General features: G+C 65.2%; 14 protein-coding genes and 2 pseudogenes. 12 read left to right on the top strand and 4 right to left on the bottom strand.

What is annotated here, in order from left to right; genetic code table 11:
* On the bottom strand, positions 1-261 hold a 261-nt coding region (locus HWX36_RS36865; protein WP_208457840.1), incomplete at its 3' end, for a hypothetical protein.
* Here HWX36_RS36865 and HWX36_RS36315 point away from each other — a divergent pair.
* The 10 genes and pseudogenes from HWX36_RS36315 to HWX36_RS36270 form a co-directional block, all read left to right on the top strand.
* Positions 254-962 (top strand): annotated as a pseudogene (locus HWX36_RS36315) (ISNCY family transposase); the annotation flags it as partial. The gene HWX36_RS36865 and the pseudogene HWX36_RS36315 sit on opposite strands and share 8 nt — an antisense overlap.
* Before the next feature lie 203 nt (positions 963-1,165).
* Positions 1,166-2,596 carry a F0F1 ATP synthase subunit beta gene (atpD, locus tag HWX36_RS36310; RefSeq protein WP_175958520.1) on the top strand — a complete coding sequence of 477 codons (1,431 nt, stop codon included), beginning with the start codon at positions 1,166-1,168 and terminating at the stop codon, positions 2,594-2,596.
* Positions 2,593-3,057 (top strand): F0F1 ATP synthase subunit epsilon, encoded by a 465-nt coding sequence (locus tag HWX36_RS36305; RefSeq protein WP_175958519.1) that lies wholly within the window; start codon positions 2,593-2,595, stop codon positions 3,055-3,057. Before atpD ends, HWX36_RS36305 begins: the two co-directional genes overlap by 4 nt.
* A gap of 73 nt (positions 3,058-3,130) precedes the next feature.
* Positions 3,131-3,391 (top strand): annotated as a pseudogene (locus HWX36_RS36300) (AtpZ/AtpI family protein); the annotation flags it as partial.
* Positions 3,392-3,394: 3 nt separating this feature from the next.
* Positions 3,395-3,679, top strand: a complete 285-nt coding sequence (locus HWX36_RS36295; RefSeq protein WP_175958517.1) for an ATP synthase subunit I — start codon at positions 3,395-3,397, stop codon at positions 3,677-3,679.
* Positions 3,676-4,374, top strand: a complete 699-nt coding sequence (locus HWX36_RS36290) for a F0F1 ATP synthase subunit A (protein WP_175958516.1) — start codon at positions 3,676-3,678, stop codon at positions 4,372-4,374. The genes HWX36_RS36295 and HWX36_RS36290 overlap by 4 nt, the downstream gene beginning before the upstream one ends.
* Positions 4,371-4,619 (top strand): F0F1 ATP synthase subunit C, encoded by a 249-nt coding sequence (locus HWX36_RS36285; RefSeq protein WP_175958515.1) that lies wholly within the window; start codon positions 4,371-4,373, stop codon positions 4,617-4,619. Before HWX36_RS36290 ends, HWX36_RS36285 begins: the two co-directional genes overlap by 4 nt.
* Before the next feature lie 9 nt (positions 4,620-4,628).
* Positions 4,629-5,381 carry a F0F1 ATP synthase subunit B gene (locus tag HWX36_RS36280; protein ID WP_175958514.1) on the top strand — a complete coding sequence of 251 codons (753 nt, stop codon included), beginning with the start codon at positions 4,629-4,631 and terminating at the stop codon, positions 5,379-5,381.
* Positions 5,359-6,906 (top strand): F0F1 ATP synthase subunit alpha, encoded by a 1,548-nt coding sequence (locus HWX36_RS36275; protein ID WP_175958513.1) that lies wholly within the window; start codon positions 5,359-5,361, stop codon positions 6,904-6,906. Before HWX36_RS36280 ends, HWX36_RS36275 begins: the two co-directional genes overlap by 23 nt.
* A complete protein-coding gene (locus HWX36_RS36270) occupies positions 6,903-7,760 on the top strand; it encodes a FoF1 ATP synthase subunit gamma (protein ID WP_175958512.1) in 858 nt (285 codons plus the stop codon). Before HWX36_RS36275 ends, HWX36_RS36270 begins: the two co-directional genes overlap by 4 nt.
* Here the strand turns inward: HWX36_RS36270 and HWX36_RS36265 are convergent.
* A complete protein-coding gene (locus tag HWX36_RS36265; protein WP_175958511.1) occupies positions 7,755-9,023 on the bottom strand; it encodes a sodium:proton antiporter in 1,269 nt (422 codons plus the stop codon). The genes HWX36_RS36270 and HWX36_RS36265 overlap by 6 nt on opposite strands.
* A 237-nt stretch (positions 9,024-9,260) precedes the next feature.
* Between HWX36_RS36265 and HWX36_RS36260 the strand changes: the two genes are divergently transcribed.
* Both HWX36_RS36260 and petA read left to right on the top strand, forming a co-directional pair.
* The gene (locus HWX36_RS36260; protein WP_175958510.1) at positions 9,261-9,641 is read left to right on the top strand and encodes a carboxypeptidase-like regulatory domain-containing protein; all 381 of its coding nucleotides are present in this window, start codon (positions 9,261-9,263) and stop codon (positions 9,639-9,641) included.
* Positions 9,642-9,734: 93 nt separating this feature from the next.
* The gene (gene petA, locus HWX36_RS36255) at positions 9,735-10,361 is read left to right on the top strand and encodes a ubiquinol-cytochrome c reductase iron-sulfur subunit (RefSeq protein WP_175958509.1); all 627 of its coding nucleotides are present in this window, start codon (positions 9,735-9,737) and stop codon (positions 10,359-10,361) included.
* Between the two features lie 211 nt (positions 10,362-10,572).
* Here the strand turns inward: petA and HWX36_RS36250 are convergent, their stop codons facing one another.
* Both HWX36_RS36250 and HWX36_RS36245 read right to left on the bottom strand, forming a co-directional pair.
* The gene (locus HWX36_RS36250) at positions 10,573-11,892 is read right to left on the bottom strand and encodes a chloride channel protein (RefSeq protein WP_175958508.1); all 1,320 of its coding nucleotides are present in this window, start codon (positions 11,890-11,892) and stop codon (positions 10,573-10,575) included.
* Positions 11,893-11,949: 57 nt separating this feature from the next.
* On the bottom strand, positions 11,950-12,584 hold a 635-nt coding region (locus HWX36_RS36245; RefSeq protein WP_175958507.1), incomplete at its 5' end, for an MFS transporter.

The following is a 12,584-nucleotide window of genomic DNA, read 5'->3' as shown; positions in this document are numbered from 1 at the left end:
CCCGTTCAGGATCCGCTCTTCGACACGGCGTGATCTGCAGCCCATGAGAAACAAATCATGAACCCCTGAAAACACGACATTTCTATTTAGCTGGCGCCCCGACATCTTGAAATGGCTACGACATGTGTGTAGGAGCAAAGTAGTAATGTCGCATTTGAGCAAAGTTGAAATGTCGTAGCTGGAGGGTTTCGGCGCATGCTGGCGGCGGTTCGAACTGCCGGAGCGCATCGTGGGCCAACCTGGACTGATCACCATGAGCATGCGGGAGCTGGATCGTCTGAAGGTCGTGGAAGCTGTGATCGAGCAGCGCCTGATGCCTTGGCGAGCCGCGGAGCGGCTCGGGATCAGTCGACGGCAGATTGAACGGCTGGTCGCCCGGTATCGGGCTGCTGGCCCGGCCGGGCTGCTTTCGCAGCGCCGTGGCCATGCGAGCAACCATCAACTGCCGAGGATTTGGCACATCGTGCCTTGGGCCTGATTCGGGAGCGCTATGCCGATTTCGGGCCGACGCTGGCCTGCGAGAAGCTTTGCGAATGCCATGGGCTGCAGCTGTCGAAGGAAACGGTCAGGAAGCTGATGACAGATGCTGGGCTCTGGATTCCGCGCCGGCAACGACCGCCGAAGATTTATCAGCCGCGGGCCCGGCGGGCCTGCCTGGGTGAACTGATCCAGATCGACGGCAGCGACCATCGATGGTTCGAGGAACGGGCGCCGGCCTGCACGCTGCTGGTGTACGTGGACGACGCGATTAGCCGGCTGATGCATCTGCACTTCACGCAGACGGAATCGACCTTCAGCTACTTTGAGGTGACGCGGGCGTATCTGGAGCGCCATGGCAAGCCGGGGCGTTCTACAGCGACAAGGCCAGCGTGTTCCGAGTTTCGACACCGGGCAACACTGGCAACCGCGTGACGCCGTTCGGCCGGGCGATGTACGCGTTGAACATCGACACGTTCTGCGCGAACGCGGATTGCCGAGTATCACCGCCGTTTTGGCGTGCCCCCTCCTCCCCCATCTCGCAGCCAGCCTGCCGACAAGCTCCTTGATCACGATCAATCGTCCACAGGATGCGGCGCAGTAAATATGGGCCGTGGCCTCTGCCCGCGACTCGGTCGCCGTGCCGCACGGACCCATGCACGGGCGCCCCCAACCTCGACAAAAACCGATGAACGCCGCATCGATCGCCAATGTCTCCAGCCTGCCGCTTCCCGGACGCGTCGTCGCGGTTCGCGGCGCGGTCGTCGATATCGCGTTCGCGGCGGCCATGCTGCCGCCGGTGAACACCGCGATCTCGATCGAAACCGACGGCGGCAGTTCGATCGTCGCGGAAGTGCAAGCCCATCTCGATGCGCGGACCGTCCGCGCGCTGGCAATGCAGTCGACCAGCGGATTGCCGCGAGGCGCGTCGGCGCAAGCTTCCTGTCAGCCGATCGCGGTCCCGGTCGGCAACACCGTACTCGGACGCCTGATCGACGTGATGGGCACGCCGGGCGATCAGGGCGAACCGCTTCCGGTTGATACCCAACGTCGCCCCATCCATCAACCGCCACCGGCGTTGTCCTCGCAGGACAGCGCAACCGGCATCTTCGCGACGGGCATCAAGGTCGTCGATCTCCTCGCTCCACTGGCCCGGGGCGGCAAAGCGGCGATGTTCGGCGGCGCCGGCGTGGGCAAGACCGTCCTCGTCATGGAGCTGATTCATGCGATGGTCGAGCGCTACAAGGGAATATCGGTGTTCGCCGGCGTCGGGGAGCGCTCGCGAGAAGGTCATGAACTGCTGGTGGACATGCGGCATTCCGGCGTGCTGCCGAAGACCGTGCTCGTCTACGGGCAGATGAACGAGCCGCCGGGGGCGCGCTGGCGCGTTCCGCTGACCGCCCTGACCGTTGCCGAGCACTTCCGCGACGAACAGCGCCAGAACGTGCTGCTCCTGATGGACAACGTATTCCGCTTCGTCCAGGCCGGCGCCGAAGTGTCGGGTTTGCTCGGACGGCTCCCTTCCCGAGTCGGCTATCAGCCGACCCTGGCGAGCGAAGTGGCGGCACTGCAGGAGCGCATCGTCTCCGTCGGCGGCGTCTCGATCACGGCGATCGAGGCCGTCTACGTTCCCGCGGACGACTTCACGGACCCCGCCGTCACGACCATTGCCGCGCACGTCGACAGCATGGTCGTCCTGTCGCGCACGATGGCCGCAGAAGGCATGTATCCGGCGATCGATCCGATCGCGTCCTCGTCGATCCTGCTCGATCCGCTGGTGGTCGGCGCCGAACACGTCCGGGTCGCGACCGACGTGCGGCGCACGATCGAACACTACCGCGAGCTGCAGGACGTCATCTCGCTGCTCGGCATCGAGGAACTGGGCGCGGACGACCGCCGGATCGTCAACCGGGCCCGCCGTCTCCAGCGGTTCCTGACCCAGCCGTTCACCGTCACCGAGGCGTTCACGGGCGTACCCGGGCGCTCCGTTGCGGTCGAGGACACCATCGCGGGATGCCGCGCCATTCTCGACGGCGAATGCGATGCGTGGCGCGAGCAATCGCTGTACATGGTCGGGACGCTCGACGAAGCCCGCGAGCGGCAAAAGGAGGCGTCGTGAGCACTGCGCTCCGCCTGACCGTCGCGACGCCCGCCGGGATGCTGGTCGATGCGCCCGACGTCGTTGCGTTTCGCGCGGAGGACGCAACCGGCAGTTTCGGCGTGCTGCCCGGGCATACGGATTTTCTGACCGTGCTGTCGCCGTGCGTCATGCGCTGGCGCACCGCGGGCGGCACGCGTCGCTTCTGTGCGGTAAGCGGCGGCGTGTTGCGGATCGTCAACGGCAAGGAGATCCGTATCGCGTGCCGTGACGGAGAGCTCGGCGATACGCTCGACACGCTGGAAGCCCGCGTCCGGGCAACCCGCGAATCGCGTCTCGATGCAGCGCGCCGCGTGCGGGTCGAGCAAACGCGTCTCAATGCCCAGGCCATCAGGCAGATACTGACGTACCTGCGCCCCGGCGCGCCGGACATGGCCTCGCGCACGGACGGGACGACGGAAGGCAATGACCATGCGCGATAAGCCCGCAAGCGATGCGCCGTCGCGGCACGGTCCGGACGCGAAAGCCTCCGCCCCCGGCGCGCCGTTGCTGGAGCGGACTGCGCAGCGCGCCGTCCGGCGCGACCGGCAGGCACGCGACGTGCCGGAGCCGACGTTGGCCTCGCGACTCGGGCAGATCGGCATGCTTGGCTGGATGGTCGTGATTCCGGCCTTGCTGGCGTTGTGGCTGGGCCGCTGGCTCGACCGACATTTTCATACCGGCGTGTTCTTCTCCGCGCCGCTACTGATGTTGGGCGCCGCGTTCGGACTGTGGGCCGCGTGGCGCTGGATGCATCGCCAAGGCCCCGGGAGCTGAATCATGATGCCCGTCCAGACGTGGTCGATTCCCGTCCAGGTTGCCGCAGGCGGCCTGATCGGCGCGCTCGTCGGCGTTGCCTATTTCGCGTCGCTGCGTGCCAACGTGCGCAGCTATGTCCAGGATGCGATCGGCATCGCCATCACCGTGCAGCTCGTTCGTTTCGGCGTGCTCGCCATGGTGCTGTTCGGCCTCGCGCAAGCCGGGTACGTCGCGTTGCTGAGCGGGCTCGCCGGCATCATGCTCGCGCGTCGCGCGACGCTTCGCCTGCCGCGAGATTCGTCGTGATGCATTCGCCGCTCATCACCGAGCCGCTGTTCCGCATCGGCGAGGTACCGGTTTCCGCGCCGGTGGCCACCACCTGGGCGCTGATGGTGCTCGTCATCGCCGCAGCGGCAGCGGTGCGCCTGCGGCTGTCGCTGACGCCCGGCAAACTCCAGGCGGCCGTCGAGCTGTTCGTCTCGACGCTCGACGGCCAGTTGCGGGACACCATGCAGATCGATCCCGCGCGCTGCCGCGCCCTCCTCGGCACGTTGTTCCTGTTCATCCTGGGATGCAACTGGTCCAGCCTGATTCCAGGCGTCGAGCCGCCTACCGCGCATCTTGAAACCGACGCCGCGCTCGCCGGCATCGTCTTCGCGTCGTCGTTGTTCTACGGCATCCGCGCACGCGGGCTGGCCGGCTATCTCGCGTCGTTCGCGCAACCGACCTGGATCATGATCCCGCTCAACCTGGTCGAGCAGATGACCCGTACCTTTTCACTGATCGTGCGGCTGTTCGGCAACGTCATGAGCGGCGTGTTCGTGATCGGCATCGTGCTGTCGCTCGCGGGCCTGCTGGTGCCGATTCCGCTCATGGCGCTCGACCTGCTGACGGGCGCGGTTCAGGCCTACATCTTCACGGTACTCGCAGCCGTGTTCATCGGCGGCGCGCTCGGCGACGAAAGCGCGCCCGCCCAGCATCCACCGCAAGGCGCATCATGAACACCTGGATTCAATTGGCAAGCATCGTCGCGGCAGCCATTGCCGTGTCCTTCGGCGCGATCGGCCCGGCACTCGCCGAGGGGCGCGCGGTCGCCGCCGCGATGGACGCGCTGGCGCGCCAGCCGGAATCGGCCGGCACGATCTCGCGCACGCTGTTCGTCGGTCTGGCCATGATCGAAACCATGGCGATCTACTGTCTCGTGGTCGCCCTGCTCGTCCTGTTCGCCAATCCGTTTACCCGGTAAGCCGCGGCCATGCGAATCGACTGGTGGACGTTCGGATTCCAGACGATCAACGTCCTCGTCCTCATCTGGCTGCTGTCGCGGTTCCTGTTCAAGCCGGTCGCCAGGATCATGGCGGATCGCCAGCAAGCCGCCGCGCGGCTGATGCAGGATGCCGCGGCCGCCCGCGACGCGGCGCGGCAGGATCGCGACCGGGCCGCGAGAGACGTGGCCGCGCTGGAGGCGGCGCGCGCCGACGGATTGAGTGCGGCCGCGTCCGAGGTCGCGCGCCTCAAGGCGTCGCTGCTTGCCGACGCACGCGCCGAGGCCGACACGCTGAGGCGATCCGCCGAAGCCGAAGTCGAAGCAATGAAAGCGGACGCGCTGCGCGCCAACGCGGCACGGGCCAGCGAGTTTGCGCTCGACATCGCGGCCCGGTTGCTCGCGACGCTCCCGGCCGGCACGCGGGTGGAAGGTTTCATCGCCCCCCTCGCCGAAGCCGTCCGCGCACTGCCTGCGGAAGACCGCGCACGCGTCGGCCGCGACGGCGAGCCGCTGCGCCTGATTGCCCCGCGCGCCTTGAGCGACGACGAGCTGGATCGCTGTCGCTCGTCGCTCGCGACGGCGCTGGGTCATGACGTGCCGATGCAGGCCGACGTCGATCCGGCGTTGATCGCGGGGCTCGAACTCATCTCGCCCCACGTCATCGTGCGCAACAGCTTTCGGCACAGTCTGGATTCACTGAGATGCGAACTCATTTCCCATGGCGACGAACGAACCGCATGACGGCGCCGGCGATGCCTGGCTGACCGACAGCAGGACCGTGCTGGCGGCGCTGAATCTCGCGCCGCGGGCGGAATCGGTCGGGCGCGTCGAGCACGTCGCCGACGGCATTGCACAGGTGAGCGGCCTGCCGCAGGTTTGCCTGAACGAGCTGCTGCGGTTCGACGGGGGGCAGTTCGGCTTCGCGCTCAAGCTGGACGTCGACCTGGTCAGCTGCGTGCTGCTCGACAGCGGCGGCGGCATTGCCGCCGGCACGCGCGTCTCGGGCACCGGCCGCGTGGTCGAGGTCCCGGTCGGCCCGAACCTGCTCGGGCGCGTCGTCGATCCGCTCGGGCGGCCGCTCGATCGCGGCCAGCCGCCGAAATGTCCGTCGTCGCTTCCGATCGAGCGCGCCGCGCCGTCGATCATCGAGCGCGCGCCGGTCTCCGAGCCGCTCGAAACCGGCATCCTGCTGATCGACGCGCTGTTCGCGATCGGCCGCGGACAGCGCGAGCTGATCATCGGCGATCGCGCGACGGGCAAGACGTCCATCGCGGTCGATGCGATCGTCAACCAGAAGCATGCCGACGTGATCTGCGTGTACGTGGCGATCGGCCAGCGGGCCACCGCGGTCGAACGCGTGATCGATGCGGTCCGACGGCACGGCGCACCGGAACGCTGCATCTTCGTCGTTGCGTCGGCGGCCGATCCGCCCGGCCTGCAATGGATCGCGCCGTTTGCCGCGTTCAGCATCGCGGAATACTTCCGGGATCGGGGGCAGCATGCGCTCGTGGTCATCGACGACCTGACCAAGCACGCCGCCACCCATCGCGAGCTGGCCTTGCTGGCGCGAGATCCGCCCGGGCGCGAAGCCTATCCGGGCGACATCTTCTATCTGCACGCCCGCCTGCTCGAGCGTGCCGCCAAGCTCGCCGCGGAGCGCGGCGGCGGTTCGTTGACCGCGCTGCCCATCGCGGAAACCGACGCCGGGAATCTCGCGGCCTACATTCCCACCAACCTGATCTCGATCACGGACGGGCAGATCGTGCTCGACGCCCACCTGTTCGCCGCCAACCAGCGTCCCGCGATCGACGTCGGGCTCAGCATCAGCCGAGTCGGCGGCAAGGCCCAGCTTCCGGCACTGAGAGCGGCCTCGGGCCGGTTGCGACTCGATTACGCACAGTTTCTCGAGCTCGAGATGTTCACGCGCTTCGGCGGACTCAGCGATACGAGAACCAAGGCGCAAATCGCGCGTGGGGAACGCATTCGCGCATTGATCGCGCAACCGCGATTCGCGCCGCTACGCCCGGTAGGCGAGATCGCTTTGCTGTTTGCGCTGGCCGACGGCGTATTCGACGCATGCGCGCCGTCGGCGATCGCAGCGGTGCGTGTCGCACTTCCCGCCCGCCTCGATTCGACCGGCATCGCGACAAAGCTCGGTCCGATGCTCACTGCCGGCGGCAACGTGTCGTCCGACGATCGCGCGGCGCTCGTTCGAATCGTCCGCGAGCTCGTCCCGCAGCCCGTCGAAAACCGGAGCGGCCGATGAGCAATCGGCTCGCCGCTGTCCAGAACCGACTGGGTACGGTCCGCGAACTGGAATCCGTGGTGAGCGCGATGCGCGGCATCGCGGCGACACGCACGCGAGAAGCACTCGCGCGCCTGCCGGGAATCCGGGCATGCGCCGATCTGATCGGCCTTGCGATCGCCGACGCGATGAGCATTGCCGTGCTTCGCCCCTCCGAGAGCCCGAGATCGCCGCCGACGGGCGACACCCATGTCTATATCGTTATCGGCGCTGAACACGGCTTCGTCGGCACCTACAATCAACGTGTGTTTCAGGCGATCCGCGCCCCGGCGACCGGCGCTGTCGAGTACTTCGTCGTCGGCGATCGCGCGAGAATGACGGCCGACGCACTCGAGCTTCCTGTCGCCTGGTCATCGGAGATGATCGTCCACGCCGACGCGGTGCCCGATCTTGCGGCGAAAATCATCGATACGCTGTACAGCCGTTTGCGGCACGGCAACGCCTCGCACGTCACGCTCGTGCACGGCGCGCCGCAAGCGATCGGCGAATCGGCGATCCAGACAACTTCGCTGCTGCCATTCGATTTCCGGCGATTCGAGCCGGCCAGGCGCCCTTTCCCGCCAGTCGTCACGCTCTCGACACAGCAACTGCAGGAAAGACTGGCCGAGGAATATGTCTACACGCAAGTTTGCGAAGCCATCATCCTGTCGTTCGCCGCGGAAAACGAAGCGCGCATGCGCGCGATGATCGCGGCGAAACGCAATATCGACGACACTGCGGAGCGCCTGAGCCGGGACTATCACCGCTTGAGGCAGGAGCAAATCACTGCGGAAATCGTGGAACTATCAACCGTCGACGGGGGCTTCGCCTCATGATTCGCTACGGGATTGCGATTGCCTGTTCGAGGTCGCCATCAACTTCCGGAGCAGCCATCCGAACGTCGTGCCTTGCGTCAGCACGGAGAACACGACAACGACATAGGTGACGGTCACGATCAATTCACGCTCCGGCCCATGCGGGATCAACAGCGCGAGCGCAATCGAGATGGCGCCACGGAGGCCGCCCCAAATCAGCAGCGTGGTCGTGCCTTTCGGAAACCGGATGCGAAGATTGATTGCCCAGAGCGGAATGGCCACGCTAACCGCGCGTCCGGCGAGAACGCAGACGATGGCAACGAGGCCAGAGACCAGATACGGTCGGGTCTGATGGACCGAGACCACCTCAAGGCCAATCAGGAGAAACAGCACGCTGTTCATCATCTCGTCGACGACCTCCCAGAAGATGCCCAGATAGTCGCCCGCCCGTCCGGCCGCCGCCGACATTCCCCCTTTGTTGCCGACAAACAGTCCGGCCACGACGACTGCGATAGGACCCGATGCGCGTGCAACCTCCGCCAGCGCGTAAGAGCCCATGCACAGTGCGATGGATAGCAAGATCTCGACGTGGTGATTGTCGATGCCGTTGACGAGGCGGAACACGAGCCAACCGGCCAACCATCCCGCCAATGCGCCGCCAAGAGCCTGTTGAAGAAACAGAAACGCGACGGTGATCGGCTCCGGGTCATGAGCCCCCGTCGCGATACCCAGAAGCGTCAGAAAGACGATCGCCCCCACGCCATCGTTAAAGAGGCTTTCCCCGGTAATCCGGGTTTCCAGTTCCTTCGGAGCGCCCGCCTTCTTGATGATGCTCATCGCGGCAATCGGATCGGTGGGCGATATAAGCGCCCCGAACAGCAATGCATGGATGAAGCTCACACGAACACCCAGCCACGACGATGCGTACCAGAACGCGACGCCCACAACAGCGGTGGAGATCAGTGTGCCAACGGTCGAAAGCACACCGACTGTCCACTTGACCTGACGAAGGTCGCCAAAGTCGACATGCAATGCGCCGGCGAACAGCAGAAACGGCAGGAAGCCGTGAAACAGGAGTTCGCTGAAGTCGATTTCCGGGATCAGCCGCGTATACCGCGCGACGTCGATTTCCCCGGTTTCTCCCAGCATGACGAGCAGGACGGTAACGACGAGTGCGATCGTCATCACCCCGATAGTCGGGGGCAAACGAAAAGCGCGGTGGTTGACGTAGCTACCGAGTGCAGCCAGGACAATCAAGGCAGTCAGTGCTTGAAAGAACGTCATGTTTACCTACCCGGATTCCTGCCGAAAGCTGGCCTTCCCACCCCGTGCCCGGATGCCGCCTGCCGGGCACCCGACGACGAATCCTCCGAGGTGAATCACGTTCAGGATGTGACGCATTCGTCAGATCCTACCGCGGCGCGAAGGAGCACACGTCACCCAAATCGACGCCAGTCAGGCGTCAATGTCACATCGTGACATGGCCATAAACCCGATGGCGAATTGGCTGGGACGTCCCCCGTGCCCGCATGCGTCGGCGCACCTGCGAAAATCATCGCGCCCCAAGACAACCCGCCACGCTTATCCCGGCTTCTTAAGCGCGATTTAATTCTCGCGACCTACGGTGAAATCGAACAGGAGATGGCCAAATATTCCCTCGCGTTCGAGTTTGCGGGGCACACGAGCGGGGGGAACGAGTATTTGGCCGACATCCCGGTGCAGATCGTCGACGCACATGACGACACCGTGCGCTCGACGGTGACTGCCGGACCCTTTCTGCTCGTATCGACGCCGGCCGGGCGCTATGCCGTAACGGCCACGTATCACGGGAAAGTCATGCGTCGGAGCGTCGTCGTACAGGCGGCGTCGCATGCGCACGCGGTGTTCGTCTGGGCCATGTGAATCGACACGAGGAGCCGGGCTGCCCCGTTCGGCCACCGTTTCAGGCACAGCAGCCGCAAATGCGCGAACGCGTTTTGTCTCGAAGGAGTTGACATGGACGAGAAGCCGATTGAGTCTGCGGGACCCGACATCAATCGCCGTCGTTGGCTCATCGCGACAACCGTCGCGAGCGGCGTCGGCGGAATTGCAGCGGCAATTCCCTTCGTGGATTCGCTGACACCGCCCGCCAGCGCGCTCGCGGCAGGCGCCCCGGTCAAGGTCGACATCAGCCAGTTGTCAGTGGGTGGGATGTTGACGGTTGCGTGGCGAGGAAAGCCGGTGTTCATCGTCGACCGATCGCCGGCCATGCTCGCGAGCGTCGTCAAGGCGACCCCGCTGGTCGCTGACCCCGACTCGCTCCACGCGTTCTCGATGCCGCTGCCGAACTATTGCAAAAACCCGTTTCGCTCGCGTGCCGATCATCGGAACATTCTCGTTGTGGTCGGCGTTTGCACGCATCTCGGTTGTACGCCGATCCCAAGGTTTCAGTCAGGGCCTCAGCCAAACCTGCCCGACAACTGGCCAGGCGGCTTCCTGTGCCCGTGCCATGGATCAACGTACGATCTGGCCGGGCGTGTATTCCGCGACAAGCCGGCACCGCAGAATCTCGACGTTCCTCGCTACATGTTCCTGTCGCCGACCGAATTGCTGGTCGGCCGGGACGAACATGGCGCAGCATAATCGCGACAAACCCGCGGGGCTGTCCATTCCGCGCTCAACGACCATGGTTGAAACGTAGCGGCGGCACATGTCCTCTATTTGTCGATGGTACGCGGCTGTCTCCATCCCTGCGTGATCCGTGGCGCGGCCGGCACGCGATCATGAGCGCGCGACCCTCGGGGGCGCGGATCCGCCGATGTTGGCAAGGATCGCGCGTCAATGCCCCGAGGGGTCATCTGTGGTCGGCGGGAAAATAGCGTGTCGACAACGCTTCGTACAGCGGCGGAGCAAAGAACCGCGACACGCGGCTGGCGATCAGCGCCGTGGCCATCAACGAGATGACCAGTGCGTGGCCGTTGATCATCTCGATGACGATCACGAACGCCGTGATCGGGCTCTGCGTGACCGCCGCCAGATAGCCGACCATCCCGAGCGCGATCAGCATCTGCAGTTGCATTCCCGAGAACAGAATATGCAGCGTGTTGCCGATCCCCGCACCGATCGCGAGCGACGGTGCAAACAAGCCACCCGGCGCGCCAGGCAGGTACGAGCCGATCATCGAAACCATCTTGAACACCGGGTACAGGACGCTCACGTTCGCATGGCTTTCGAGCATGCCGCGGGCTTCCGCGTATCCGCTGCCGAACGTATGGCCGTGCGTCGCCACACCAACGACCGCGACGACCAGCCCGCACGCTGCGCCGAACAGCACGGGCCGATCGGCACGAAAATCCTGAAGCCCTCGCGGCATCCAGCGTCGCGTGTTGAGTAACAACCAGCAGAAGATGCCGCCCATGACGCCGGCGATCACGCCGATGAGGACGACCGCAAGCACCAGCGACTCAGGCAGGCGCGCGCCGACATCGATCGTGCCGAAATAAACGTAGTTACCCTGAATGCCGAGCGACACGATACCGGCGAAGATGATCGCCGTGATCAGCACGCCACTCGTCCTTTGTTCGAAACTACGCGTGAGTTCCTCGATCGCGAACACGACACCTGCGAGCGGTGCATTGAACGCGGCGGAAAGGCCTGCTGCCGCGCCCGCGAGGGCCAGCCGGTGCTCGAGGACGCCCGGGCGAATCGCACGGAACCGCTGGGGATAGAACTTCCGCAGGTTGAACATGAGTGCGGCGCCGACGTGAATCGTCGGGCCTTCGCGGCCGATCGTGAACCCACCGAGAATGGCCAGGAACGAGACAAGTATCTTCCCGATCAGGATCCGGAACTTGAGCAACCGCGCCCCCGTGTTGCCTGGAGCATGCAGCATGGCAATCACCTGTGGAATGCCGCTCCCCTCCGCACCGTCGAAGAATCGCCGTGTCAGCCAGACCGTCACCGCACCGATCGTCGGCGTGACGATCAGCGGCAACCATGCATGTCGGGCGGCGTAGTCCAGAAACACCGCGTAGCCGAAATCGATCAGCTTCGCGTAAAGCACTGCTACGAGGCCGACAGCCACCGCACCCAGCCAGAACACACCATAGTGAAGCCACAGACGCCGCGCATGCAGCAACGCGCGTCGATCTGCGAGCGCGGAAATGCGGATCATCGGTCTCCCCCTGCCCACTCGTCAGTCTTGTTCATTTTCAAACGATGCCTTGATCGTTCAGGTTCGCCGCGGCGGCGGCTTCATGCCGAAAGCGATCGCCAGCCATACTGCAACCACGCCGGCACACATCAGAAACACCGTGTTCGGGCCGCCTTGCTTCAGCAGCCAGCCACCCGCGATGCCGCCGAGCGCGAGCCCGATCGACTGCGTGGTGTTGTAGACGCCCGTGGCCGCGCCCTTGCGCGAACCGGGCGCGAGCTTCGATACGAGCGACGGCTGCGACGCTTCCAGGATGTTGAAACCCAGGAAGTAGACGAAAAGAATCGCCGCCACAATCAGGATGGTATGCGGCGCGCTGCCCAGCAGCAATTGGCCGATCAGGATAGCCAGGATGCCGCCGAGCAGCACCGGCTTCATCTTGCCCCGTTTTTCCGCAACGATGATCGCCGGAACCATCATCACGAACGCGAGCCCCATCACCGGCAGGTAGACCTTCCAGTGCTCAGCGACCGGCAGGCCGCCGTCGACCAGCAGGCGCGGCACGACGAGGAACAGCGCCGTCTGCGTCGCGTGCAGCACCAGCACGCCGAAGTTCAGCCGCAGCAGCTCGACGTTGTGCAGCACCTCGGCGAACGGCGCGGGCACGTGCACCGGCTTCGCCGCATCGGGCACGATCCACAGCACGACGCCGA

It is taken from the genome of Burkholderia sp. BCC0405, from assembly GCF_902833075.1.
Taxonomy (GTDB): domain Bacteria; phylum Pseudomonadota; class Gammaproteobacteria; order Burkholderiales; family Burkholderiaceae; genus Burkholderia.
Note: the sequence above shows the minus strand (reverse complement) of the source record. Positions and strands in the feature narration are given on the sequence as shown.

Bases quoted from the DNA above. Each gene is read 5' to 3' on its own strand.
- HWX36_RS36270 (WP_175958512.1), top strand. From the start codon at position 6,903: ATGAGCAATCGGCTCGCCGCTGTCCAGAACCGACTGGGTACGGTCCGC.
- HWX36_RS36250 (WP_175958508.1), bottom strand. From the start codon at position 11,892: ATGATCCGCATTTCCGCGCTCGCAGATCGACGCGCGTTGCTGCATGCG.
- HWX36_RS36265 (WP_175958511.1), bottom strand. From the start codon at position 9,023: ATGACGTTCTTTCAAGCACTGACTGCCTTGATTGTCCTGGCTGCACTC.
- petA (WP_175958509.1), top strand. From the start codon at position 9,735: ATGGACGAGAAGCCGATTGAGTCTGCGGGACCCGACATCAATCGCCGT.
- HWX36_RS36280 (WP_175958514.1), top strand. From the start codon at position 4,629: ATGCGAATCGACTGGTGGACGTTCGGATTCCAGACGATCAACGTCCTC.
- HWX36_RS36275 (WP_175958513.1), top strand. From the start codon at position 5,359: ATGGCGACGAACGAACCGCATGACGGCGCCGGCGATGCCTGGCTGACC.
- HWX36_RS36285 (WP_175958515.1), top strand. From the start codon at position 4,371: ATGAACACCTGGATTCAATTGGCAAGCATCGTCGCGGCAGCCATTGCC.
- HWX36_RS36295 (WP_175958517.1), top strand. From the start codon at position 3,395: ATGATGCCCGTCCAGACGTGGTCGATTCCCGTCCAGGTTGCCGCAGGC.
- atpD (WP_175958520.1), top strand. From the start codon at position 1,166: ATGAACGCCGCATCGATCGCCAATGTCTCCAGCCTGCCGCTTCCCGGA.